This is a genomic window from Nostoc sp. CCY 9925 (assembly GCF_963920935.1).
In the GTDB taxonomy this organism is placed as follows: Bacteria; Cyanobacteriota; Cyanobacteriia; order Cyanobacteriales; family Nostocaceae; genus Nostoc.
Map to the genome: position 1 here is coordinate 11,621 of NZ_CAWUDO010000064.1, position 26,425 is coordinate 38,045.

The 26,425-nt window shown below is 43.6% G+C and carries 13 protein-coding genes; 8 read left to right on the plus strand and 5 right to left on the minus strand.

Features of this window, described 5'->3' with window-relative positions; translation table 11 throughout:
* Positions 1–33: 33 nt before the first annotated feature.
* Both ACM0OY_RS26380 and ACM0OY_RS26385 read left to right on the plus strand, forming a co-directional pair.
* Complete coding sequence (locus ACM0OY_RS26380; protein WP_414571781.1) at positions 34–3,732, plus strand: DUF3854 domain-containing protein; 3,699 nt, start codon at positions 34–36, stop codon at positions 3,730–3,732.
* A gap of 263 nt (positions 3,733–3,995) precedes the next feature.
* On the plus strand, positions 3,996–5,789 hold the full coding sequence (locus tag ACM0OY_RS26385; RefSeq protein ID WP_414571782.1) for an ATP-binding protein: 1,794 nt from the start codon (positions 3,996–3,998) through the stop codon (positions 5,787–5,789).
* Positions 5,790–6,307: 518 nt separating this feature from the next.
* On the opposite strand, the gene ACM0OY_RS26390 is transcribed toward ACM0OY_RS26385, so the two are convergent.
* The 3 genes from ACM0OY_RS26390 to ACM0OY_RS26400 all read right to left on the minus strand — a co-directional run bounded on the left by ACM0OY_RS26390 (position 6,308) and on the right by ACM0OY_RS26400 (position 9,266).
* On the minus strand, positions 6,308–7,354 hold the full coding sequence (locus ACM0OY_RS26390; RefSeq protein ID WP_414571783.1) for a Fic family protein: 1,047 nt from the start codon (positions 7,352–7,354) through the stop codon (positions 6,308–6,310).
* Positions 7,355–7,463: 109 nt separating this feature from the next.
* Positions 7,464–7,934: a hypothetical protein gene (locus tag ACM0OY_RS26395; protein WP_414571784.1), complete on the minus strand. Its 471-nt coding sequence runs from the start codon at positions 7,932–7,934 to the stop codon at positions 7,464–7,466.
* 42 nt (positions 7,935–7,976) lie between these two features.
* Positions 7,977–9,266: a ParM/StbA family protein gene (locus ACM0OY_RS26400; protein WP_414571785.1), complete on the minus strand. Its 1,290-nt coding sequence runs from the start codon at positions 9,264–9,266 to the stop codon at positions 7,977–7,979.
* 436 nt (positions 9,267–9,702) lie between these two features.
* Between ACM0OY_RS26400 and mobV the strand changes: the two genes are divergently transcribed.
* Positions 9,703–11,448, plus strand: a complete 1,746-nt coding sequence (gene mobV, locus ACM0OY_RS26405) for a MobV family relaxase (protein ID WP_414571786.1) — start codon at positions 9,703–9,705, stop codon at positions 11,446–11,448.
* A gap of 42 nt (positions 11,449–11,490) precedes the next feature.
* On the opposite strand, the gene ACM0OY_RS26410 is transcribed toward mobV, so the two are convergent.
* Both ACM0OY_RS26410 and ACM0OY_RS26415 read right to left on the minus strand, forming a co-directional pair.
* Entirely contained in the window at positions 11,491–13,731 is a 2,241-nt protein-coding gene (locus ACM0OY_RS26410) for a Piwi domain-containing protein (RefSeq protein ID WP_414571787.1), read from the minus strand.
* Positions 13,728–14,549, minus strand: coding sequence for a PD-(D/E)XK nuclease family protein (locus tag ACM0OY_RS26415; RefSeq protein ID WP_414571788.1), 822 nt, complete (start codon positions 14,547–14,549; stop codon positions 13,728–13,730). The genes ACM0OY_RS26410 and ACM0OY_RS26415 overlap by 4 nt, the downstream gene beginning before the upstream one ends.
* Positions 14,550–14,698: 149 nt before the next feature.
* Here ACM0OY_RS26415 and ACM0OY_RS26420 point away from each other — a divergent pair, with 149 nt between their 5' ends.
* The 5 genes from ACM0OY_RS26420 (at position 14,699) to drmA (ending at position 26,425) form a co-directional block, all read left to right on the plus strand.
* The gene (locus tag ACM0OY_RS26420) at positions 14,699–15,073 is read left to right on the plus strand and encodes a helix-turn-helix transcriptional regulator (protein ID WP_323202250.1); all 375 of its coding nucleotides are present in this window, start codon (positions 14,699–14,701) and stop codon (positions 15,071–15,073) included.
* Positions 15,070–15,732 carry an ImmA/IrrE family metallo-endopeptidase gene (locus ACM0OY_RS26425; RefSeq protein WP_414571789.1) on the plus strand — a complete coding sequence of 221 codons (663 nt, stop codon included), beginning with the start codon at positions 15,070–15,072 and terminating at the stop codon, positions 15,730–15,732. The genes ACM0OY_RS26420 and ACM0OY_RS26425 overlap by 4 nt, the downstream gene beginning before the upstream one ends.
* A gap of 323 nt (positions 15,733–16,055) precedes the next feature.
* Entirely contained in the window at positions 16,056–19,187 is a 3,132-nt protein-coding gene (locus tag ACM0OY_RS26430; protein WP_414571790.1) for a DEAD/DEAH box helicase, read from the plus strand.
* Positions 19,180–22,320: a sacsin N-terminal ATP-binding-like domain-containing protein gene (locus ACM0OY_RS26435; protein ID WP_414571791.1), complete on the plus strand. Its 3,141-nt coding sequence runs from the start codon at positions 19,180–19,182 to the stop codon at positions 22,318–22,320. Before ACM0OY_RS26430 ends, ACM0OY_RS26435 begins: the two co-directional genes overlap by 8 nt.
* Positions 22,321–22,444: 124 nt before the next feature.
* The gene (drmA, locus tag ACM0OY_RS26440) at positions 22,445–26,425 is read left to right on the plus strand and encodes a DISARM system helicase DrmA (protein ID WP_414571792.1); all 3,981 of its coding nucleotides are present in this window, start codon (positions 22,445–22,447) and stop codon (positions 26,423–26,425) included.

Here is a 26,425-nt window from a genome sequence, read left to right on the forward strand (position 1 = left end):
GAGGTGTAATACTGGCAGAAGGGGTGATGCCTCATGAACGACAACACCCCCAACCTTTACCCGAATAACCTCACACCTGCCGAGTACCACGAACTTGCCGCTAAGAGCGCCATCCACCCCGCGCTGATCGATCGCAATTTCATCCACATCGTAGGAGAAGTAGTTTTCTCTTACCTGTTCATCTCCAATGCCATCCCCCGCAAAAACGCTGGTCGAGTCACGGATGGCTTCTTAAAGCAGTACCAGCACGCCACTTCGGGGGGATTATGGATTAGCGGACTTGACCCCCTTAATAATTGGCAACCGATGGAATGGGGGCGCTTTAAGCCCACCAATCCCCGGATTGATTCAGAAAAAGGCAAACTTGTCAAATACGAATCGCCACCCAAAACACCCAACCGTGTTACCTATTTCGATATTCCCGACTGCATTTGGGATTTAGTAGCGCAACGGTACAATATCAAGCGGTATCATTCCCCCCTAGCGCTGCGCTTGCAAGATAGGCTTAATCCGCGCTTATTTTGGGAGTGGGTACAGCGACACCCAGAAATCCCCATAATCCTGTGTGAAGGCGAAAAGAAAGCCGCTAGCTTGTTAAGTCTGGGATTTGTGGCGATCGCCCTCCCCGGTATCTGGAACGGACGGGTTGGGAAAAAAGATTTTGACGAGCGCCTGCACCCCGACTTGCTGCCAGTAGCACAAAAGGGGCGCAAGTTTATCATCCTCTTCGACCACGAAACAAAACTTAAAACTCGTTGGTCAGTCTTCCAAGCCACCGTGCGTACTGGCAAGACAATTGAGGCGGTTGGTTGTCACTGTGAGGTAGCATTGCTACCAGGGCCAGAAAAAGGCGTAGATGATTTTGTTGTTGCCCGTGGCGAAAAAGGCGACGAGTTACTGAGTGCGATCGTCGATGATGCCAAAAGCCTTAAAGATTACCAGCGATCGTACTTCCGAAAAAACCGGGGACTAAGCAGCAGATACAAACCACATATTACAGTAAATGTCAAGTATCTAACTCAAGCCTTGGACGTTCAAGATTTAGGGGAAGAATCCCTTAACAGTCTGGGGGGAGGAGGAGAGAGGCTTCAGGGGGTTCGTGTTAATGAGCAATTCCCCCACAGCCCCCAACCCCAGAGAGGACAAGGTGCGCTCACTCTCCCACTCCCCCACTCCCCCACTCCCTCACTGCCCCATTCCCTCACTCCCTCACTCCCCCACCACCCCACCTTCCAACTACCTCAATCTGGATTGGTGGCCCTATGGAGTGACATGGGTACAGGTAAAACCGAGCTAATGCGGCGCTGGCGTGACAAAAACCCAGATAAAAAATTCCTCAACAATGGACATCGGGTTAACTTGCTCAAAAACCTGTCAAATCGCCTGCAAACAGAAATATATTCCGCACTCCAGCATGGAGATTTAGCCAAAGTACAAGCTCTCAGCATCACCATCGACAGCTTGCACAAACTCAATACCAACGCCCTCAATTACGGCTGTGTCTTTATTGATGAAGCCTGCCAGTACTTAACGCACCTCTTACACAGCAAAACTTGCAAGGAGCATCGGGCTGCAATTCTTGAAGTCCTAGAATATCTCGTGTATAACGCACCACTAGTGGTAATCGCCGACGCCCACATGGACGATGTGACAGTAGACTTCTTCCGGGCAATGCGTCCTTCATGGGAAGTACCATACATCATCAAAAATAATTGGAAAAATGGCGATCGCTTAGTTTATTGGTATGAAGGCGATAATTCTTCTGCCCTAGTCGCTCAGATTTCGGCAGCGCTGATGATGGGACAGAAGATCATGGTGGTTTCCGACTCGAAGCGCTTTATTAAGAAACTTGAACAGTCGCTCTCTATGTCGGTGCGGGTGGAAGACTCAGATGAGCAGGAGCAGGGTATCGGGTGTCAGGTTTTGGGTGTTGGGGAAGAAAGCACAGCATCACCTACAACCCCAAACATTTCAGATGGCAATCTAGGGGAAAGTGTCTCACCCATAACGGGAGAAACCAGAGTACATAACTTTGCTGACCACAGTTCCCAGCCCCAGAGGGAACCCCTAGCCCCCATGCCAACTCATGGCACTACACCCCAGACCTGCAACCCCATACCAACTCATGGCACTACACCCCAGACCTGCAACCCCACACCCCTAAGAGTATGGGCGATTCACTCCGAAAACTCCGGGAGTGAAGAAAATGTGGCCTTCATTAAAGACATAACTAACGCTGTAAAGAGCCTGGATGCCCTTTTTACCTCTCCTAGCTTGGGTACAGGGGTCGATATCCCTGAATATCATTTTGATGCCGTTTTTGGCGTTTTTCACGGGGTTTCCCAAACTGCTACTGAGTGCGCCCAACAACTCTGGCGCTATCGCCCAAAAGTACCAATTCACGTTTGGGTAGCACCACGACCTCCCTTTGGCTACCTTGACACCAACGCCACCAAAATCAAAGAACGGTTACTGCAAACCAATGAAATGACAGCTTTCCTGCTGCGGATTGACCGGGAAACTGGCAAGCGTGGCGCAGAGAAAGACTGGGCATTAGATGCGTACTGCCAAATCATGGCTTCTCGTCATCAATCCATAAATAACCTGCGGGCTGATTTACGGGAACTGCTGACCGAGATGGGCAATCAAATTATACCTATGGGTGCGGAGTCAGATAAACTAGCCCAGGAGCGTCTTAAAAATGCCGCTGCTGCTTTAGATACTGCTTATTACGCAGCTGTTGCTAAAGCCAAAGATATCTCCCCTACCGAATATCGCCAGCGTACTAGCAAAGACTACCTCACACCGTCAGAAGTATTTGAATGCGAGAAATTCCGCATACTGGATGCTTATGGGATGTCCGTAACTCCTCTTCTGGTGGAAAAAGACAACTCAGGCAGATTGTCCAGGGAGATCGCCCATTTAGAAGCAATTCTTAAAGAGCCAGAGGGCACAATTTTGGATGCACGTACCGGAAGACAATACCCTTCCCCACCAAGAATTGTGGCAGACAAAGACCTCCAGGAGCGATTCCACTTGCCATTGTGCATGGACTGGGGCAATTACTCGGCGCGGTGGTTGGCTAGGTTTAACTTGGGACTGCATGATATTCTCAAACGCTTAGTAGCAGGTGTTGAGATTACTGCTAATGACCCCGACTTATTGAGAATGACCGATATCGCCAAATATTGTGCGCCTCATGTTAAAGCGATTTTGGGTTTCACAGTTCCCTCTAACTGCCAACCAATATGGCTGCTGGGGGTTTTGCTAGAACAACTGGGATTAAAACTGGTTGACCATAAAGTTGGGCCACGGGGTAAACAGGTTAAACATTTCTCGCTATCTCAAGAGGAATTGGATTTTGCTCATGCGGTAATTGCCCACCGTGCGAGCAAACGTGCCCAAAAGGAAGAACGGGCGAGACAAGCAGCCCTTGACCAACAACGATATCAGGCTGCAATGCAGACTAGATATGGTGTTGCGCCTCCTCCTGACCCCGTATCCACCCCCCCCCATAATGGTATAGGGGAACCCCCATTGGGAGGGGTGGATACTACCGAAAAACAGGGGGTGAATTTGGACAAAAGCGATAATTCCTCCCCGATATATGAAGTCGCTGGGGATTGGCAACCTAACGATGGGAACAGCACCCAAAAAAATCTTCGCTCTCAAGGAAGCAGACATCAGCATCTCGATGCAGAAGCGGTGCAGCTTAATTTCCCATTCCCGTGAAATATTTTGATTACACACACCCCTTAGTTTATTAAGGTAAAATTGATAACTTAATTCATCCATCACCACCGAAGGGATTAGATATTAAGTGTCCTTTTTGCCGTTCTACTTTTGACCGAATTAGAAATAATCGACTCACTATTTCAAAAAAGGTAATTTTTATAAGTAGTTGAAATAATTACTCGCTTCACTCACCTTTTAAGAATAGATGCCGTTTCTCAATATAAACAACGCAACATTCAACAATAAACAAGTAGAAAATTATGATTGAAATTGAAGAAAGAACTTCTGCTCCTAGCTCTGATTTAATTGAGGTCGATAAAACGCTTGAGAGTATGCGCGATTCAGGCTTTGATCTTGCAACTGCGAGTGGCGAAGTAGTAGATAATTCTTATGAAGCAAATGCAACAATTGTTCGGATTCATACTGTCGAAAAAACTGCTCTTATTCAAAGTCAAGGAAAATCTAAAGCCAAACAATCTAAAACTATTGAATCTATTGTATTTGCTGATAATGGCAACGGCATTGCTTATGAAGTTCTACCCAATGCGCTTAAGCTAGGATTTTCTACTCGATATAACCAACGCAACGGTTTAGGCCGTTTTGGTGTAGGTATGAAACTAGCTGCTATCAGCCAAGCTAGACGCATTGACATTTATACTAAACCTCTTGGTGGTGAAGTTTACTACCATGCTTACCTTGATTTAGATGAAGTTTCTAAAGGTTCACAAACTCTTATCAAAGCCGAAGTTGTAGATGGTTTCCCCTCAGATTACTCGAATTTAATGCAATATCCTCAAGGTAGTAATCATCCTAAAAAAGGTGAGTCATTCGAGTCGGGAACGCTGGTAGTTTGGTCTAAGGTAGATCGTCTTATTGATGGTGGCAACTATGGTTCTGGTATTCAGGAACGCATTAATGAGCTTACCAAGTTTCTTGCTCGCGCTTATCGTATATTTATTAACGATGGTTTTTACATTGAATTAAACGGTAAGCATATAACTCTGCACGACCCATTGTTTTTGCTCGAAAATCCTAAAGTTATACAAAACTTTGGTAAAGACCTTCGGTCAGATATTATCGATGAGGGTGATATCGAAATTGATGGGAACAAAGTACATATCAAAGTTACACTCTCCCCAAAGGAGTTTCGACAAGTAAAAGGTCAGGGTGCTATGGAAAAACATCCTGTGACAAAGGAAGAAGATCCACGGTTTAGAGGGCTATACATCCCAGACAATCAGGGTCGGATAAGTATTGTTAGAAATAATCGTGAAATCTACTATGATATTGTTCCAAAATTATTACCTTATGGAGTTCAAGACCTAGACCGTTTTATTGGTATTGAGGTCAGTTTTCCTGCGATTTTGGATGAATACTTACAAGTACGTCATGTAAAAAGAGGAGCCGAGCCTGTTGCTAAATTACGCGAGGAGTTAAAGCAATTTTTAATACGACCTATACAAAAAGCACGTAAAGACATTAGGGAGGATTGGAAGGATACTGAAACAGCCGAACGGAACAAAGCCAGACAACATCAGTTTGCTGAAGAAGCTGTTCAAAGAGCTGAGAAAACGCTCCCTGCTGGTAAAGCGGGCTTGAAAATTGATACACAGACACAGGAAAAAATTCTTGAAGATTTAATTTTAGATTTGGGGATAGACTCAAAACAGAACCCAGAGCAAGCTGAGGAGGTAAAACAAAGAGTTCAAGAGCTTCCCATTACTATTGTCGATGGTGCTTGGCCAGGAAAAGAATTATTTGAAATCACTCACCTTAACGGAAAGGCTACTATTCGTATTAACCATCGCCACCCCTTTATTCAACAAGTTTACGAGCCTTTGAAAGACCTAGCAAGTCGTGACTCATCAACTGTTACTACTGAGGAAGCCATTGAAATTGCTAAAAAAGCAGAGATAGGACTTGATATACTCTTCATGGCTTATGCAAAGGCAGAAAATATGGATTTAGACCCTGACGAGAGGTACGGCGACTTGCGAAGCTATTGGGGACAACATGCTCAAGCTTATACTCGTGAAGCATTGAGCGATAAATAAATTATTTTGGCGTTGCAGAGAAAGCGGGATGAATTGAGATTTTTGGCCAAGGCTAAAGGTAGATTCTTTGCGTCTTTGCGCGGCAGTCGCTCATGGGGAAACCCCCTTGGCGCTAGCCTCTCCCTTTGGGAGAAGACCGCGCTGCCTTGCCTTTGCGTGTTAGCGTACCCCTCCGGGGAAGCAAGCTACGCGGAGCGTCTCGTAGAGAAGCGGGGCGTAGCCCAGCAAAAATCATCCCATTAATCAGCAACGCCATTATTTTTACCACCTTTACCCCATTTAGAAGGTAATTACAATCAACCTAAAACACTCTATCAACAATGTTTTAGGTGTTGTATGATAATTTAAAGCCCAAACCCCTAACTGTACTTTGGTTTCAGATTTTGCCTTTGATTTTTCTCTCACCAAAGTGATGGAAGATCGCTAATCCCAAACTGCCAAACTTCAACTCCAAAACTGAATTTCCCAACAAATAGGTACTAAACGGGTTGACAGTACCTATTTAATAGGTAAAGTACCTATTTCTTGCGCCAACGCGCATCTGGGCCTCGCCCCAAACATTCCAGCCGCCCGGAGGTACGCTCCTGGCGTAGGATGCGGCGAATTAGGTCAATTCCCACTGTGGGACATCGTTCCTGTAAATCCTTGATAGAAAAATCGTAAGCGATATTGCCAATAGCATCTAGCACCATAGCTGTTTTAGCACCCTTGACTGAACTGACTAACCCGACTCGCTGCTCGAACTCCCGGTACGCCGACAGCACTACTACACCCAGAAAATACTCCCACCACGGCAACAAGCTATGCTGTCCTTGATGCCAGTTTTGCGACGATTGATAAAGTGTATCGTAGTAACTTTCTTTTGTGCGTTCTACAATCCGTTCCAAGCTAATAAACCGACCCACTTCGTAATCAGCTTTGTATAGTAACAGTAGTGTTAGCAACCGAGCCATCCGTCCATTGCCATCACTAAAAGGGTGGATGCACAGAAAATCCAGGATGTAAGTGGGGATGAGCAGTAATGGCTCGATTTCCTCGGACTCAAAGAGGCGGTTGAACTGTTCGTGCAACCGTTGCATTGCATCTGGTGTCGCATAAGCGGGGACTGGCTGAAACCTCACAACCTTAGAGCCATCTGGGTAAGTTTCGCTGATTTCATTATCTACCGACTTCCAGCGCCCACCCTCACCAACAGTAAACTGGTAAAGGTCACGATGCAGCTGTAACACCACTCCAGGGGTGAAAGGGATGTGAGCATAGCTGGTGTGGATGGTGGTAAGTACATCTCGATAGCCAGCAATTTCTTGTTCGGAGCGATCGCGGGGTGTAGTTTTTTCGGCTACCAGTTCCTTGATGCGTTCCAGGGGCGCTGTGATGCCTTCTATACGGTTGGAAGACTCGGTGCTTTGAATAATCGCCGCTTGACGTAGTGTCTCCAAAACTTGGGGCGACTGTTCTTTGAATAACTCCTGCTTGCCTTTGTACTCACCAATAAGCCGGACGGTACGCAGTAGATTTTGAGTAATTGGCTGGCGTTCGATAAAGCCTGGTTCAAACGACTGCATCGACAGTTCCTATCAACTTAACTTCACCATATTCTCATTGCCTCGTCGTTTGAGTGCGATCGCGCAATTTACGTATTTTCTGAAATGCTCAGCAGAATTCTCCTGGCAGTCAACCATCCCCAAAAATACTGTCCAAATCTTGTGATGAAGCTTTACCTTGAACCATTGAAGTTGGTCGCCCCTTATGTTCTGCTTCCTGCAACGTATTTTCAAGAAGAGTAGTCTTACCGTTATTGGCAGGAGCATTAGCATTTACCATCACTCCTGATTGAGGCATAACCTGATTTGGCAACACAAACTGTGGCTGTTCCACCCCCAAAGCCAAACGCATATTACTGCCGTGTTTATTAAGGGAATCCTGCGCCTCCCAACACGCAAAACGCAGCTGCTCTTGAGTGTAATTCCCACATTTGTAACGCGCATAAGGCAACAAAGCCGCCACCAGAATATCTGCCACCTTGCGATTAACCTCATCCTTGGGTAGAGAGTTCAGGTAGTCAACAACTTCCGCCATTGGGTCGCCCTCATAAGGCTGGAGACGCAGACTCAAAGAAACACGCTTTCTCCTGGTTCTACTCATTGCCGAATCCCAGTCCCTCTAAATAATCAAAAAGCCCAAAATTCATTCCTTCGACTCCAGCCCCACCAAATAATCAAAAAGCCCAAAGCAGTCCACAAGGCGAGAGGAAGTACACTGTTCCCCAAACTGCTTTTTCTCCAAGTTAAAAGTTTGTTTAACCTGCTCGCTTATACCACTACCCCAAATCATCCGTGTGAAATGTTTGTTATAATTCTTACTTTTGTATCCCGAAGTTCTAATTTTTGTACCGCCACTACCGTAACTGTCCCTACTTAAACTAGACTGAGTTTCTATTTTTGGTTCGCAGTTGAAATATTTCTCCAACTCCGGCTCAACGTGATAAGCCGCACCTCCACCAATAATCACCTCATCCAGTTGGGCAGGCAAAACCCGACTCATCCACCGCTGCAACTTATCCCAATACTCAGCCGTCGCCACAGAGATAGCCTTATCTATATCTTGAATTTCCTTATCTCTTAAATTTGAGTCTTTGGCACTGGCTAAAGCAATAATTGCCGCACATGTAGACCAGTTGGGACGGCGGGTGTGTGAATAATTTGGATTATATATCTCATCTTGAACAGCATACCGTGCTTGGAATATAGCTAGAGCCAAACGTTCCCGGTCTAGACCGCTCGTCATCTCAATCACCATATCCAGCATATTGGCAAACCCCAACAGCGGACTATCTCCCAGCTTTAACTGTCCCCGGTCGAAGTAAAGTGCAGTCGTATTCCTGTGACCAAACATCAGCACCCCCAACTGAACAGAACGCAACCAATCAATTCCCTGTTGCTTAATCCTCACAGCAGCCAATCCCCCACCTTCTGGACGGCATAAAAAGCGTTGCAAATTCACCTTCAATGGAGTATTTCGTACCCCAAAGCCAGCCAGCATTACTCGTAATTGCTCCTCAAACTTGCGGCGATCGCTATATTCATTCCAGGGAAGTAGCAGCGCCAACTCCACCTTTAACGGCTTTTTCGGCGATACCTTAATATTGCTAGTTTCTACAATCAGCCCAATTGCCCCCAACACCTTCCACAAAGCATTCTCGTATTTGAGTTCCTTAATTCTGTCTTGGGGGTCAAAACAAGACGCGAAATCTCCCAACACCACCACACGTTCGTTCCACTCAACCCACAATTGTTGGTCGGGGCTAGGACTGCCAATCCATCCCAAACGTGCCATGTAATTGTCGAGTTTAGGTTTAGTAATCTCTTCAACCGCAGGTGGCATTAACAAGTAATTGGGTTTTGGGGAGCCAGCTAGCTGGTAAATAATCTTAGTTTGTGACCCACCCACGTCCACGCTGAGATAGATGTCGGTCATGCATCCAATCAGAAAATCACTACCGCACCATCTTGGCTCAACAATGCCTCAAATCGCCTCAAAAAATCTACGTATTTTGCACCACTATTTAAATCGACTGTTGAGGAATCAAGCCATGTTAACCAACACAAATTGTGCAGAAATTGCACTCAAACTGTGCCAAAACTGCACTAGGTGCTACCCCAAAGACAGATTTCGGGTGGAGAGTATAAAATAGTCGTACTCACTACGGTTATTTGCCCTACGGGTTGCCTGTGGCAATGCCTTGCTGTCGCTCGTCACAAATAACCTGCGTTCGCCCTGCGGGGCAAGTAGCGCACCCCCTCTGGGAGAATCGCGGATGCTCCTATCAGCAATAAAAGCATTTACTACAGTTTATCTTCCCATCAATCAAGCAACAAACACACCATGAAAACCACAATGATTCAACTCAAATATGACATACGGCTACGCGATCGCTCGTACCAAAAAACTCAAACGCCACAATCTTGCTGGCAGTGAAGCGCATACTGCCCGAATGCGGGAAACACCTAACGCGGATTCATCCAAACAAAATATCAGGCTCATCGGCAGCACTGAACAAAACGAACGTTTGGAAGATTTGGTACTGGCAACAATTGCCCAGTACAAACAAAAGCGCAAGATTCGTACTGATGCTGTCTACTGTGTCGAGATTCTCCTCACCGCATCACCTCAGTACTATCGTCCAGATGACCCAACTCGCGCCGGGTACTACCACGAAGACAAACTTAAACAATGGGTAGACGCAAACCTCAAATGGTTGCGGGAGACTTACCAAGACCGAATTGTGAGGTGCGAGTTGCACTTAGATGAGGCGACACCACACTTGCACGCTTACCTCGTACCCCTCGACAAGGATGGACAACTCCGGTGTAATCATTTCTTCGACGGTCGCCAAAAGATGATGGCTTTTCAGGATGACTACCACACCGCGATGCAGCACCTGGGGTTAGAAAGAGGCATCAAGGGTAGCAAAGCCCAACACCAGGATATAAAAGACTTTTACCGGATTGTGGAAGAGGGGAAAGACCTAGAACCTGGGAAACTCACCTCTCAACAACTTCAAGCTAAAGCTGCTGATAGAGACAGGGCTATTAGAAAGAAAAAGGAGATGGAAGCGACTGCTAAACAACTGGTCAAAGAAAATGAAGCGCTAGAAGCACGCATTCAACAGTTATCAGCCGAAAACCAACAGTTGCGTTCTGAGCGAACCCAACTTGCTGACCAACTCCGAGACCTTCCCCTAGAAGATGTGGCTTGGCATTTGGGACTAACTCAAGATACCAAAGGCAATCTCCGGTGGAAAGGTGTGGGCCACATCATTAATATAGATGGTTCTAAATGGTATGACTTTTCTCCCAATGTAAATAAAGGTGGCGGTGGGGCTATCGACCTAGTGATGCACGTTATGGGGTGCAACTTTAAAGAAGCGATCGCTTGGTTAAATGACCGCTTTGGTGAGTCTGAAATGGAGAGAGCCGTCACCCACCATGCCAAGAAACAAGCTATTGAGATTGCCCAAACAGAACCAACGCCTCAGTTTGTACCCCCTGTCGAGGACGAAACTAACTGGCAGGCAGTTCATAATTATCTGACTCAGAAACGGGGATTGCCATCAAAATTAGTGCAACACTTCCACACAAGCGGGTTAGTTTATGCAGACTCTCAACAAAATGCTGTCTTTTTGATGAGAGGGCTGGACGGTGAAACTACTGGGGCGTTTTTGAGGGGGACGAGAGGTGAAGACAATACTTTCATGGGATATACCACTGGCACTAAACGTATTGAGGGGTGGTTCTACATACGCTGGGGTGGGCAACCAACAGATGAAATCCAGAGAGTAGTCCTCTGTAAATCTTCCATTGATGCATTGTCGTTCGCAATGCTGGAAGTCCAAGCACTGGGAGAAATGCCCCAACAAAGGACAATGTACATAGCAGTAGATAGTTCTAGGAGTCTGCCTGTAGAGTTTCTCAAGACAATCCCCACAGTCATAGCTGCCTATAATAGAGATGATGCTGGAAACGAGATGGCGCAAGCTATCAAACCACTGCTGCCAGGGGCGACTTGGATGTGTCCACAAGCATTGGACTGGAATGAGCAACTTTTAGAGCAGCAGGAAGAAAGGCGGAAACAGGAGCGGGGACTGGAACTCGACTGAATAGCGTTCGCTCTTCATTAATTTGGAGCAATGGGGGGTTCTCTACAGCCAAAATTGGCGATCGCCTTCCAGCATACTCGTAGGATAAATCCCATTCAACCGCAGATAAGCCATGCGGTCTGCTCCGTAGAGGGGCATTGGCAACCGAGGGGTCTGCAATGCCCCGTGATGCAGCAACGTCAGTTTTAGAGTCGTTTCTAGAACACTTTCAATTGATACTTGGTGTCCTTCTTCACGCACTGTCAAACGTAGAGGACGAGCCAAACCTACCCGATCTGAAACCTTAGTTGTTACCAGAACCGCTTCATGGGATGATAAACGAAGTGCCAACCCTTTTTCTGGGGAAGTCACAATTTTTTGTTGATTTAAGTTGTAAAGTCTGGGAACGCCAGACTTTTTGCACTCTACCAAAATAAATTTTGAGTTAATTGCTTTAGCCCATTCCAGTAAATGCTCAACTTCTTGACCGCAAAAAGAGCCATCCCGGTAAATTAAAACAGTTTTGTTTCTCAGTTCAGCTGCTGGAAGCAATGTTTCTAAAAGTCGTTGCGGGATTTCTTCACCTGGAATCAAAGCATCTTCCAGCCGATAGCGAATAAACTTCCCTTGCCTATCATAGAGACGTACACTTGCACAGGCATTCAGAGTTCCGGGTAACTTTTCCTTAGACTCTCTGGAGATATCTAACCCGATAAAATAGTCAGCAATCTCTAAAGGTTCAGCCAGAACGAAAGGCAAATTCCCCAGCTTTGCCAAAATTCCTGGAATCACCTGATTAAGAATTTGTCTGTGGTCAACACTGCTCAATGTATCAGAATAAATTACTTGGCTAGCAATTCCGCGCCTGAGCAACTGCGAATATACCCGCTGATATAAACTACCGCCCTCGTCATTATCAGCACCGCGGTCTATCTCTGGCAGAAACGTCAAAAAGATATCAGTTGGAACCGTTACTAATTCATTGACAGTTGCCTCCAATTCATCAACGGCTTTCTCCAGTTCAGCCCTGGCTTCAGCGCCACTCAACTGAGGCAATGCTTTTCTGTGAACAATTTCACTTTGAAAGCCGTAGGTTTTCAACCTTTGTCGAACTTCCTCTAAAAATTTATCTACTTTCAAATCACAAAGCTTCAAAGCGACAATACGAATTACTCTTGAATGTTCACGATAATCATCATGACGACTATAAACACCACCTTTAGAGAGTCCCTTAAGTACCTCACCTCTAATACCCTTAACACCTCTACCAAAAAGGAGTGGGGTTTGCTCAATCGCTACTGGTGGATGCCAAAATAATGTTTGGTAATCACGGCTGTTAATACTACGCCCTAACTGAAATCCATAAGCGAATAGAGAAATATCTGCTTGTGTTTTATATGTAATTAAAAGTTTTTGTCGCTCTTGGTGAGTAATTTTAGTTGCCTTGAGCAACTCTCCGTATTTAACTTGCAATTGCTCAGATGTTTGGGCGGTGACGCAGGGACGCAAAGCCATTAACGGATAATGAAACTGCTTTTTGTTCTTGCCAAACTGTACAGCAACGAGGGGTTGTTCGGGGGGTGCTTCCTCTAGTTTTTGTTTACTAATTGAACCAGTTGCCTTTTCTTTTAGTTCTTTTCTGTGTTCTCCAACCGTTCCTACAATTCCAGTAATAGTACAGTTACCACCTCGTTCAATTTCTTGAACTTTCAAACCAATTAAAAGCTTTTCTGGGTCGTGCCGATAGGGGTGATTCTCTAAGAAGTCAGCTAAATCACCCCTTGATACAATACTGCTGTGAATAGTTAAAGTTAAAGCAGGCTTTAAACCCTCTGGCAATTCAATAGTTTCTGCCCAAAAGTCTAGTTCTCGTATGACTTCTACTCCCTTATCAGATCGAACAGTTATATATGAAAATGGACGAGTTACTTTTAATACTTGAATAGCAAGCTGGGCAAGGATTAAAGGTGTTGCCTGTGGCTGGCGTACCCATTGAATTGAGTAGTAGCGATCGCCAATATCTTCCTTCAATTCCTCTTGAATTTCCAAGAGTACTTTTCGCCATTCATCTTGGCTAGGCATAGGCTGACCCGGTTTAGCCAAAATAAAAAAATATCCATTGTGCCAGGTGACAATAATCTCAGGGAACTTGCGACTAAAACGGAAGCCCAAACGATTGCCATCTTGACGTTCAATCTCTGGAGTCAGTCGAAAGCACATCAAATTAGGTTGCGAGATAGTGAGCGGGAAAATTTCACTAAGAGATGTTGGAGCTTGAGAAACAGAAACGGGCGCAACAGTCATGCAGAAACCTCAAGTTTAGAAAACGAACAAATTGAATTGAATGGGCAGTATTGGCAGTTAATGCCAGGATTGGGTGGAAAAATTCGTTTAAATTCAGATGGGGAATGCCTATAACGTTGCAAATCTTTTTGATGCTGTTGGGATATCCGCGCCATTTCAATCTGAAAAGCGTTTAGGTGACTAGCTGTTGCAGTAATGGGGTCAGACCACTTCTGATTTTCCAAGTTGTAAAACGATGCCACAGCCGGTTGAGTAGGATAGAGAAAGCTTGCTGCTAGCAAGTAAACATATGCTTGTCGTCGGTCAAAGTCAGTTTGACCCGTCTTGAAATCTAAGATGTGCAGCGTGCCATCTTGCTCTTTAAAAATGCAGTCAATAGCAGCGAATAAGTTGAATTGATAATTACCTTGCTCAATTAAAATCGGTTCTGGAAATCCCTCATCACCTCGACTCAACTTGATAATGTTCTTCCCAAAAAGAATGGGATTTGAATAATAGTTTTTCAGGATAGAAATCACTCGCTCTTGAACAACCGCTGACTCTTGGTTTAATTGCAGAATTTCTGCCACTTTCGTAACAGCATCGCTGCGGTATAACATCAGGGGGTCTTGATGAAATTCGTAAACTCCCTGTTGTGCCAGTAGACCAATCCTCTGTGGTGTTGTGTCAGTTGCCAAGAGTGTTGCAACTAATGGTTCACGCGATCGCGCCTTAGTAAAACCTCGCTTCATATCACAATGCCAGCGTTCTTGCCCTATTGGTGGAGCGAACTGTAACCACAGGTTGTAACTAGCAAACGGTCGCCAAGGTGTTGGCATTTTCTTTCCTCCGACAGTTTTTTATGTCCACCATAGTTAATGTTCAATTCGCTTGTTGACTAAGGCAGTCAACCTGCTATTAGACGCTAACTTATGTTGACTAATAAAGTCAACCCCTGATATGATTTGTAGTTAAGTAGGAAAAAACTGTGAATCAAACTTTTGGCAAGGTTATTCGTCAAGCCCGTAGGGACAAGGGGTACAGTCAGCGTGATCTGGCGAAGTTAGTAGATGTGGATTACACCTACCTGTCCAAACTGGAGAATGACCACGCCGCGTATCCCCCCAGTGAAGAGGTCATTAAGTTGTTAGTGCTAACCCTTGATTTAACTGAACGCGAAGAAGAGCTAATGTATCTGGCTGGTCGAATCACAACCGATGACGAGAAAATTTTTGGTGAACTTCTCAAGACTTATAACAAACAAGTACCTGCTTTGCTACGCAGAATGCAGGAAAACCCTGATTTTGCTCAAAAACTTCTTCGGGATGCTACACAATCAGATCAGCAGGAGAAGCCGAATTGAATATATTTAAGCAGTATCGCTTCATTCCCAAAAGCGAAATTGAGTGTCAGGCTAATCACCTTCTCAGTCGGATGCAAGCTACACCTAAATACTCTCCAAGATGGCCTTTTGATGCTACTCGTGTAGCTGATTTTTTGGATATAGGTGTTGTTTGGGAAAGCATACCACCTGATGAAAAAGGGTCAATAGCGGCTCTGATACTGCCTACAAAACGTGAAATTGTAATCAATCAAGATGTTCCAGGACTGCATGGAGGATATGGAGAATCCACATTAGCCCATGAGATTGGACACTGGGAACTTCACATTAACCACAACGCAGTTGGTTCTCTTATAGAACGGTCAGAGCAGGGTATTGAGATAAATATGCAGCCGTTCCTATGCCGTAATGTTAGCGGACAGCTTGAAAAGATTGAGTGGCAAGCTCAGTATTTTGCCAGTTGCTTACTGATGCCTCGATGTAAGTTAGAAGAAACACGAAAGGGACGTGACTTAACTAAGGAGTCTCACCTTGATGCAATGGCACATGAACTTGGAATAACAAAACGTAATTTGAAACATCGTTTAAAAGACCTTGAATGGATTCACATTCCTGAAAATTCTAAGCAAATTTATCTGGGTGATGCTGCACCTAGCAGGGAGACAGGTGCGTTCAGGTAAAAAGTGATGGGGGCAAACCCCCGCAAGCGACAACGCGCACACTTTCAGTAGAGTTTGACCGTGCCAATTTTAGATTGCCGATTTTAGATTAAAAATTATTTCGGTTCATGCCCCGCCCGTAGTGGGCGGAATAAATTCAAAATCCCCAAGCCCCGTGCCCTTGTGGTCACTGCGTCTTTTTCTGCCAGTGAATCAGTAATTATAGTGTTCATGGATGTAATTGAAGCATCTGTTTGTGGGAACACTAAAGTAAAGTGTAGAGCGCTCGTCCTTCAACTCAAAAATTGGCTTCGGGTCTATGTGAATGTAGGTATAAATTAGGGATGCAACCACTCTTCAATCTGGGACAACTTGTATGTCTGCGTGCTGACCCCTCGAGATCCGGGCCAGTAATCGAGATTCTTCCACCAGCAGGGGGACGATCGCGTTACCGTGTCTTCCATTCACCCACTCAAATCCTGGAATACCATGAAGATCAACTGGTTGATGCTGGATCAACTGCAAAAACTACTGGATTATTGGAAACATTAAAAGCAGGACAATGGCTGGATGTACACGGCTTTCGTGCCAGATTGACAGCAGCAAGGCTTTCTCATCCACAAATTGATAATCTCTACGCCCTCCAATCAGCACGCATCAAGTTTATTCCCTTCCAGTTCAAACCTTTACTGCGTTTCTTACGTGCTGACCAGCCCCGCTTACTAATTGCTGATGAAGTTGGTGTTGGGAAAACTATTGAAGCTGGTTTAATACTACGGGAACTTCAAACCCGCCAACAGCTAGACAACATTCTGATTGTTTGCCCCAAAGCCCTCGTTAACAAATGGCGAGCTGAAATGCGCCGTTTTGATGAAGATTTTCGACCACTGACTTCAGAAACTTTTTCCTATTGCCTGCGGGAGACTGATTTAGATGGCATTTGGCCCTTGCAGTATTCACGCGCCATAGTCCATTTGGAACTCCTGAGAATTGATAAATATCTCAAGGGAATGAAGGGGCGACGGCCTAGCCCCGGATTAATGACACTTAATCCATCCCCCCGCTTTAGTCTGGTTATTGTTGATGAAGCACATCATCTTAGAAATACAGGGACTAGCTCTCATGAAGTAGTGAAATTTCTTTGCGACATTAGTGAAGCTGTGATATTTCTTTCCGCTACTCCTTTGCATCTTGGCAATCGCAACCTCTATACATTGCTCAATCTGCTACGCCCAGACCTGTTTCTTGATGAGACAGTGTTTAATGAAATGGTGCAGCCTAATCAGTATCTCAATCAGGCTATCCGGCATATTCGTAATCACGCTCCTGAAGATACTTGGCAAACTTCAGCACTCAAAGCATTGCGAGATGCTGCAACAACAACTTGGGGTGAGCAGGTACTCAGCCAAGATCCTCGATTTATGGACTGGTATCAAAAGTTTAGGGGTGGGGTAACGTTTACTGATGCAGACCGAATTAATTGTCTGCGGGATTTAGAAGAAGTGCATTCACTAGCTCATGTAATGAATCGTACTCGTAGACGGGACATTGGGAGATTTACAATTCGTGAGCCACACACGATTTCTGTACCCTTTACACCGGAACAGGAAGAGTTTTATCAGGCGTTGATTGAATTTCGTCGAGAAATGCTTTCTTTAGACTATGAAGAACAAGTAATACGGCTGATCACCGATACTTTAGAGCGTCAGGCGGCGAGTTGTTTGCCAGCCCTTGTACCTACACTCAATAAATTTATCTTGACTGGCAAATTTGCACTCTCTGATATTAGTGACGACATTGAAACAGAGGATGAGGATACTAAACTTCTCCCCTATTTGCTGGAGAAAGCCAAAAACCTGCGTAGCCTATCTGCTGCCTTGCCACCAAATGATCCAAAGTTAGAGCAGTTATTAAAAATAATAGAAGAAACATTAGAGGGTAAGGGTTCTGGCAAAGTATTGGTTTTCTCGTTCTTTTTGCATACCTTGGCTTATCTGCAAAAGCAACTGCAAGGTGCTGGTTACAGAGTAGAAGTAATTACTGGAAAGGTGGAAGATGCAAAAAGAGAACACTTACGAGAGCGATTCCGCTTGCCCCGCGACAACCCAGATGCACTCGATATCCTTTTATCTTCTGAGGTAGGTTGTGAAGGACTAGATTATGAATTTTGCGATCGCTTGGTAAATTACGATATCCCCTGGAATCCTATGCGGATTGAACAACGCATTGGACGAATTGACCGCTTTGGTCAGCAAAGCGATAAGGTACTCATATTTAATTTTGTCACACCAGGCACTGTTGAAGAACGCATTTTCTTCCGTTGCTTTGAACGATTGGGCATCTTTCAAGACACAATTGGGGATTTAGAGGAAGTGCTGGGAGATGTTGTACAAGATTTAACTCGTCTGGCACTTGACCCCAAACTCAGCCCCGAACAAGCTGAACAGAAAGCACAACAAATGGCAGACAATGTACTCCGCCTAGCAGAAGAACAGCATCGCCTGGAAGCAGAAGGTGGTTCATTCTTGGGGCTTGATGAGGGGTTTACTTCGGATATTGACACGCTAGTTGCTCAAGACAAATTTGTTTCTGCTGATGATTTACGCCAGCTGATTGAAATGTTTGTGGAACAGCCGACATTGGGAGGACAAATTACTGTTGATAGTCGGCATTCAGGACTCCATCGGCTACGCCTGAACAAAGATGGACGAGGGGAACTGCTTAAAAAAGTGCGATCGCTCAAACAGTCAGACCGTTCCACAGTTACTTTCACACGTTGGCTCGAAGGTAACGATCCTTATTGGCTACTCACCTTTGACCAGAAAACTGCTCTCGAACAGAGGGAGATTCCATTTATCACGCCGATTCATCCTCTAGCACGGGTGGCGATTTCTCATTGGGCGACTATAGATGAGCCACTCGTCACGCAAGTTGCTATTTATGATAATACAGTGCCACTAGGACAGTACCTTTTTGTTTGTGACCTCTGGGAAACGGTGGCTGTGCGCCCAGAAGTGCGACTAGTAGGAAATGCTTGCAATCTTGATAAATTGTGTTTTGCACCCGAAGTTTCAGACGCCCTAGTGCGATTGTTGAGCCACGCTGTACAACCAGCAGAATATGTTAACTTCCCAACTTCTTTAGTCGATTCTGGTATTCAACAGCTTGATGAAACTGTACACCAGTATCGCTTAAACGAACTCTGTAAGTTACGAGAGAGAAACAATACGTTATTAAATTGCAAACTTGCTAGCCTTGATGCTTACTACCAAAATCGTATTCAGCACGTAGAAAATGAATTAAATCAGGCTAAAGAAGAGCATATTATTCGGATGAAAGAGTCGGAGCGATCGCGTATTCAACGAGATTACGAAACCAAGCGATCTGACTTAGACAACCGCCGTGAAGCAGACATTATTACTCAGCGGGTTGCTGTAGGAATTTTATTAGTACAAGGGGTCGTCACAGATGGTTAGCAATTACAAAGAACTTACTGAAGAAAATATTAGAAGATATGGTACTGACATAGATGAGTACGGACCTGTCTTTCTTACTAGTTTGTACAGTGACAGAACGCACTTTATTTATGAATTACTTCAAAATGCAGAGGATGCGGGAGCTACAAAGGTAAATTTTAAATTATTTAATGACCGCCTTGAAGTTTATCACAATGGTAGATTATTTACAGAAGCAGATGTTCGGGGTATCTGTGGACTAGTGAAGAGTACCAAAAAGGAAGACCTAACAAAAATCGGTAAATTTGGTATTGGCTTCAAGTCAGTCTATGCCTATACTGATTATCCAGAAATTCACTCAGGCGATGAACATTTTTTTATTGAACATTATGTTAGACCTCATGCTGGAACCAGTTATGTTATATCTGGAGAATATACTACTCTTTTTATTATTAATTTTAACCGACAAGATTTATCTAAGGTAGCTGCTTACCAAGAGATTGGAACTCACTTACAAAAGTTCAATCCGCGCAATTTGCTATTTTTACGTCATATTGAAAAAATTTCTTGGCATCTAGAAAAGGGACAACAAGGAGTATACAAGCGAGATATTTTAAAACATAATGCTGGTTATCAACGAGTTACTGTTAAACTAGATACATCTTTTAATAATACTCAAGAGACTTGGCTTGTCTTTGATAAATCAGTTGATTCTCAGCCTACTCTCAAAGTCGAGGTTGCTTTTCTTCTCCAGAAAGATAAAAAAACTCAGCAAGAGCAGATTGTTCCTGTATCAAATTCTCAATTAGTAGTTTTCTTCCCAACAGAAAAAGAAACTCATTTGAATTTTTTAGTACAGGGTCCTTATCGTACTACACCAGATAGGGCAAAAATTCCTCCTAATGATACCTTCAACCGGGAACTAATTGAAACTACTGCTGATTTGGTAGCTAGTATTCTTCCAAACTTAAAAGATATAGGATTACTCACGGTAAATTGTTTACAAACCCTTCCTATACGTGCATCTGAATTCCCAGAAGATGCTATGTTTTACCCTGTATTTAACAAGGTATGTGAAGCCTTTAAAGAAAATGCCTTGTTACCTACATATGACGGACGTTATATTCCAGCTACACAGGCTAAGTTAGCTCGAAGTGCAGCACTTCGTAAACTCCTTTCAGATACTCAATTACAACAACTCTATGGAGATAATTATACATGGCTATCTGATGAAATATCTGAAAATACTACTCCTGAACTCTGTCGTTATATCAGGGATGTGCTGAAAGTAGAAGGGATAGACCCTGAAAAGTTTGCTTCAAAATTTAACCCAGATTTCATTGAAAAGCAGTCAGATGATTGGGTAGCAAATTTTTATATCTTCCTTACAGGTCAAGAAGCACTTTGGAAAGTAGAAACATATAGGCAAAACCCACAACTAGTAAACAAACCTTTTATCAGGTTGCAGAATAATAAGCATGTAACACCATTTGATTATCATACTAAAAGACCAAATGCCTATTTGCCAACTGATGTACCAACAAGTTTTCAAACTGTTAAAAGAGAAATTGTAGTAATTCCAGAAGTTAAGACTTTTTTAGAAAGATTAGGTTTAGAACAGCCTAGCAGTTATATAGAAGTCCGTGATAAAATCATCCCTCGTTACAAAGTATTAAAACAAATTGATAAAACACAAAACGAGAAAGATATTCAAACAATTGAACACGCGTTAGAATCATCATCATCAACAGAGAAAAAGCAGTTAATAGTAGAACTTAAAAAAACGCCATTTCTCTCTGCTGTCAATGTAAAATCAAATCTAGAAGAATATCAGCCTCCTGAAAAAATATACTTTCGTTCCCAGAATTTAGAAATGTACTTTGAGGGTAATGAAGCAGCTTGGTTTTTAGATAATAAAATCTCTATTGACCAGGAGCTACTGCTTGAACTAGGTGTTAGTGATAAAGTTCGTTTGTATTATATTCCACCTAATGCTGAGGGTTACGTCATTATTTCTGAAAGTAGGGGGAATCACAAGCGAGGAATTAAATTTGATCCTGATTTTTCAATTGATGGTTTAGCTCACGCTTTAGAAAATCCTACATTTGATAAATCTATCTATATTTGGAATGAGATTTTGTTACCTCATCGGCAAAGATTAAGAGGCGATATTGAAATTTCTTCCTATAAAACATACCAAAATTCCAAAAAAGAAACGCTGTTTTCAAAAGTAGGTAATATTGCTTATTCCAAGACTTGGCTTCCAAATTTGGATAAAAGATTCTTTCAACCTTGTACGTTGTCAGTTGATGATTTACCTGATAATTTGATTAGAGATAAAGATAAAGATAGCGAACTGCTCGCATTTTGTTTAGGTGTGAAACCAACAGCAGAATTGGTAGATCAAGCTAATAAAGCAGGCATAGAACCAATACTACTTGATTATTTAATCAAAAACCCACGCGCCCGTAAGCAATTAATTGAAAAATTAATTAAGGGTAGATCATCCGAAGGAGCAGAAAAAAATGGATCAGGACAAACAACAAATTATGTTAATGGTACTTCGCCAGAACCAGAAGCACCTAGTATTGACTACATAACCGCTCTTAAGGAAGTATTTTCACAACCTGGTAAAACTCAATTAAATGAGGCTTTAGAACCAAGTCCAGTTGTTAATCCTGAAGCGCGTTTACAAAAGATACAAGATAGTATTCGCAATGATAAAGAGAACGAACCATCCGCTATCGAAAGATTCAAGAAAATTGAATCTAAGACATGGGAGGGAAAAAATAAAGAGATAGTAACTTTCCTCAAGGAAACGTACAACGGGAAATGTCAAATTTGCTCTGAAACCTTCCCAAAGCGAAATGGCGAACCATATTTTGAGAGAGTATATTTAGTTTCTTATACCAAAGCAAGATGGATTGACCAACCCGGTAATGTTCTTTGCTTGTGTCCTACCTGCTGCGCTAAGTTCAAGCACGGTTCAGTCGACCCAGGAGATGATATCGAAGAGCAAATTAATTCACTTCCCTTAACAGGAGGAAAACTGCACATTGAACTCTGTGGTCAAGACACATACATCACATTTTTGGAAAGACACATAATTGCACTTCAAGGTTTGTTAAAGGGGGCTATAGGTTCGGTTCAGTAAATTCGTAAATTAATGGTGATGAACAACTTATCTAAGTAAAAATACTGTAATAATATTAATTAAAATTTGCGTACAATCTAAAGCCAATAATGAATAGATTACAAGTTGTATAGTAAGGTGCGTTGTGTCAGTCCGAACAGAATTGCTACTCAATCTCAGACAGGAAGTTCTTGGCCCCAGAGAGTCTTGCTATGAGGTACTGCCCAGCCAGCAAGATCCACGCAATGAATTTATCACTGGTGTCCTCATTCCCAGGGATGCCAGCGATGAAGATGCTAAAGAGATTGAGGGGGAAGCAGAAATATTAGGGACTGGAATGGACGACTATGGCGAGGATGAATCAGATCAAGATAGTCCTGTAGCTGCTGCTGCACCTGTCTTAGATCCAAAATCACAACCTCGTTCTTTAGGTATTTCTTTTATTGTTAGTGCTACGAAAGGGATTGAACCAACAATAGAAATTTGTGCAACTTGGGCGCGATATCGTTCTGAGAGAAATCCCCAAGGAAATCAGGTCTTTAAGCGAATTCCCAATTTTTATCTCACCCCTGAACCGATTTCTATCACAAACAACTTAACGATCTCCGAAATTGACGCAGTTAAAATCACAATTCGGAGTGTTCCTCGCTCTGATAACACCTACAAAGTATCAATTTACCTAGTTAATGAGACTTCTTTAATTGACCCACTGAGTGAGTCGGGAAAGAGACGCTTTGAGACTGGCGACCTAATTTTTCAACCTCAAATTCGGGTTGTGACTGGAGAAAATGCAAAGCTTTTGCCTTTTGATAGTTTTCAGCCTTCTGATGAGACTCCTGAACTCGGAAGTCTTCAGGAAGAAGACGAGTCATTAGAATTGATATACCGAGAATATCTTGCCTATGCGCGGGGTCACTTGTGTGCAGCCATTTGGAAAGAAATAGACCCTGAGCGCCCCTGTAAAGAAGAAAATTTACTGCAATGGATTGATGGTTTTCCTGTACAGTTTAAATGTGGAAAACAGCAATGGCAGAAGTTTAGTCTGCCAGACTGTAGAACAGAATATGTACCTTGCTACCCAGTTGAATCCCCTGCAATTGATTGGGAATCTGAAATAGAACAGATTCCAGACCTAAATACTGCTACCCTGGCACAAGCATGGAATTCAACCGTAATGCGTGCAGCATTACAGCCTCTAGTTGACGGTTATGCAGCCTGGATTCATCAACAACAAACTACGGTCAGTCAATTAGAGCCTAGATATCATCGAGCCGCTAATCGACATCTGGAAAACTGTCGCATAACTCAGCAGCGAATACAAGAAGCTATTGAGTTAATTATTCAAAATGAAGAAGTAAGACTGGCTTTTTGTTTTGCCAATAAAGCGATTAATCTTCAGGCATCTTGGAGAAGGCCAGGACATGATTTTACTTGGAGACCTTTCCAGCTAGCATTTATTCTAATGAATATCCCGGCGATCGCTGATCCTTTACATCAAGATCGCCAAACTTGTGACTTACTAGCTTTCCCAACAGGTGGTGGTAAAACTGAGGCATATTTGGGTCTAGCTGCTTTTACACTAGGATTGAGAAGACTACGCTCTGGTAAAGATTCTTCTAAAGAGCCAACTGGACAGGGCGTTAGTGTAATTTCTAGGTATACCCTGAGACTATTAACAATTCAACAATTTCGTCGCGCTTTAGGGTTAATCGTTGCTTCCGAAGTGCTACGAGTTGAAAACTTAGGAATGGGTTCTCCAGTGGGATGGCGACCGAAGGATTGTCAGCGAAGCGACCATCATATTTGGGGAACAACTCGCTTCTCTGTCGGACTGTGGGTAGGTGGTAGTGTAACCCCTAATCGCTTGAAAGATATATACATTCCCAACAGTCCCCCTTTGTTAGGTGCTATTTCAGCATTGAAAGGCGAAACAGGAGTAGAAGGCGACCCAGCTCAGATTCTTAACTGCCCTTGTTGTGGGTCAATCCTAGCCATACCAAGAGACGGATTACTTGGAGGAAAGACACACACAATTCATCTAGTTATGCAGGGAGCAGTTGCTAACCCATCAATTTCTCATCAAACAGAAAACTGGGAAGAACTTGAATCCGAACCAATTTTTTCTTTTGCTCCTGTCGTCAATTCTAGTAACTATATAACCCTTTCCCTCAGTCTGAACATAAAAAAAGGGTCAAAACTTTCAGTAGGGAAGCTGGAGGGATGGTGGAGAGATAAAATTCAGCCCCAGTTAAACTCTTTAAATTTAGTCCCTTTTAGAATCAGCCGACCTGGATATTTCAAGAGAAGTCATATAGGAATTCGCAATGGTTCAGAAAATATAGAAAACTTTGAAATTTATTGCGCCAATCCAAATTGTGACCTGAACAACCAAAAAATCTGGAATGAAAAAGTTCCCCTTGCCTTTAATGAAAAGCGTAATCAGCAAAATAGTGCTGCTGATAAACTGACTTGGGAAAAACCTCTTGAAGCTTTTAAAGCCTACACAAACTTCTCTTCAAGAATTCCAATTTCAGCCTATACAGTTGACGACCAAGTTTATTCCCGTATTCCCTCACTGTTAGTAGCCACAGTTGATAAATTTGCCCGTTTAGCCTTTGAGCCAAGAGCAAGTGCGCTCTTTGGAAACATCAATCATTACAATAGCAGGTCTGGTTTTTATCGTGATAATGCAGGGGCTAGCGATCCTAAAAGCCATAATAAAGCTGTAAATCCACTCCTGCCACCTGATCTCATTCTTCAAGATGAACTTCATTTAATAGAAGGGCCACTTGGTAGCATGGTTGGGCTTTACGAAACAGCAGTTGATACTCTATGTGAACGGATGTATCAGGGTCAACTTGTCAGCCCTAAATACATTGCTTCCACTGCAACAGTGCGACAGTCCCAATCGCAAGTACAATGTCTGTTTAACCGCTCTGTTTTTCAATTCCCGCCTCCTGCTTTATCAGCGGACAACAGTTTTTTTGCTCGAACACCAAGGAATGTTCATCCATTAGAGATAGATGCTAATGGCAAGCATCCTAGTGGTCGCCTTTATGTAGCTGTTTGCGCTCCAGGGAAGGGCGCTCAAACTCCTATTGTTCGGATCTATTCATCAATGTTTCAGAGCATTGAGCAGCTGAAACAGGCAGGATATAGCGATAGTGACTGCGACCCATTTTGGACGTTGGTAGGCTACTTTAATGCGATTCGGGAATTGGCAGGTGCTGTCACACTTTATCGTCAAGACATTCCTGAACGACTGCGGCACAATGCAGACATTATGGAAGTGACCGGACGAGAACTAGAAGAAGCGATTGAACTTTCCAGTCGCATGGATTCTACTGAATTACCTGGTTTACTTAGCAGCCTGTCACTGCCATTACCAGATGCCAGAGATGCTGTTTTGAGTACCTCCATGTTCGGTACTGGCGTTGACATTGACCGCTTGGGTTTAATGGTGGTTAATGGTCAGCCAAAAACTACTTCATCTTATATCCAAGCTACAGGTCGTGTAGGTCGTTCAACTGGAGGGCTGGTGATTACTTTCTTTAGAGCCAGTCGTCCCAGAGACTTAGATCATTATGAATTTTTCACTGGCTATCATAGGGCGATTTACCGTTATGTGGAGCCGATTACGGTGACTCCCTTTGCCTCTAGAGCCAGAGAACGGGGGATTGGACCAGTAGCAGTGGCATTACTGCGACAAGCTAGAACAATTCAGGGAGTAAATGTTGTATCTCAATGGGCGGCGGATGCTAGTCACATTGGAAATGCTCGTAACTCATCTGAGTTGGGATGTATTACCGAAGTTATTAAAAGGCGATCGCAAATTCAGCTAGAAACTCGTCGTCCACCAGAAGACCAAGTTAATGGCGAGGTGCAAAGAGGATTAGACCGATGGGAAAATATTGCACAACAAGAAAACAATTTGGAATATGTAGAGTACGCGATTAACAAGCCTCCTACAAAGTCTGTTGTGTTAGGAGATGAGCAACATCAGCAACAAGGTTTTACATTTGTCTTTCGCAACTCTCCCCAGTCTTTGCGTGAAGTCGAATCCATGACGCGCTTTGGCTCTATTTCAATGAATCAGCAAAATCAAGCCAATCAAGGAAAAAGTTAA

Bases quoted from the DNA above. Each gene is read 5' to 3' on its own strand.
- ACM0OY_RS26380 (WP_414571781.1), top strand. From the start codon at position 34: ATGAACGACAACACCCCCAACCTTTACCCGAATAACCTCACACCTGCC.
- ACM0OY_RS26385 (WP_414571782.1), top strand. From the start codon at position 3,996: ATGATTGAAATTGAAGAAAGAACTTCTGCTCCTAGCTCTGATTTAATT.
- ACM0OY_RS26390 (WP_414571783.1), bottom strand. From the start codon at position 7,354: ATGCAGTCGTTTGAACCAGGCTTTATCGAACGCCAGCCAATTACTCAA.
- ACM0OY_RS26395 (WP_414571784.1), bottom strand. From the start codon at position 7,934: ATGAGTAGAACCAGGAGAAAGCGTGTTTCTTTGAGTCTGCGTCTCCAG.
- ACM0OY_RS26400 (WP_414571785.1), bottom strand. From the start codon at position 9,266: ATGACCGACATCTATCTCAGCGTGGACGTGGGTGGGTCACAAACTAAG.
- mobV (WP_414571786.1), top strand. From the start codon at position 9,703: ATGACATACGGCTACGCGATCGCTCGTACCAAAAAACTCAAACGCCAC.
- ACM0OY_RS26410 (WP_414571787.1), bottom strand. From the start codon at position 13,731: ATGACTGTTGCGCCCGTTTCTGTTTCTCAAGCTCCAACATCTCTTAGT.
- ACM0OY_RS26415 (WP_414571788.1), bottom strand. From the start codon at position 14,549: ATGCCAACACCTTGGCGACCGTTTGCTAGTTACAACCTGTGGTTACAG.
- ACM0OY_RS26430 (WP_414571790.1), top strand. From the start codon at position 16,056: ATGCAACCACTCTTCAATCTGGGACAACTTGTATGTCTGCGTGCTGAC.
- ACM0OY_RS26435 (WP_414571791.1), top strand. From the start codon at position 19,180: ATGGTTAGCAATTACAAAGAACTTACTGAAGAAAATATTAGAAGATAT.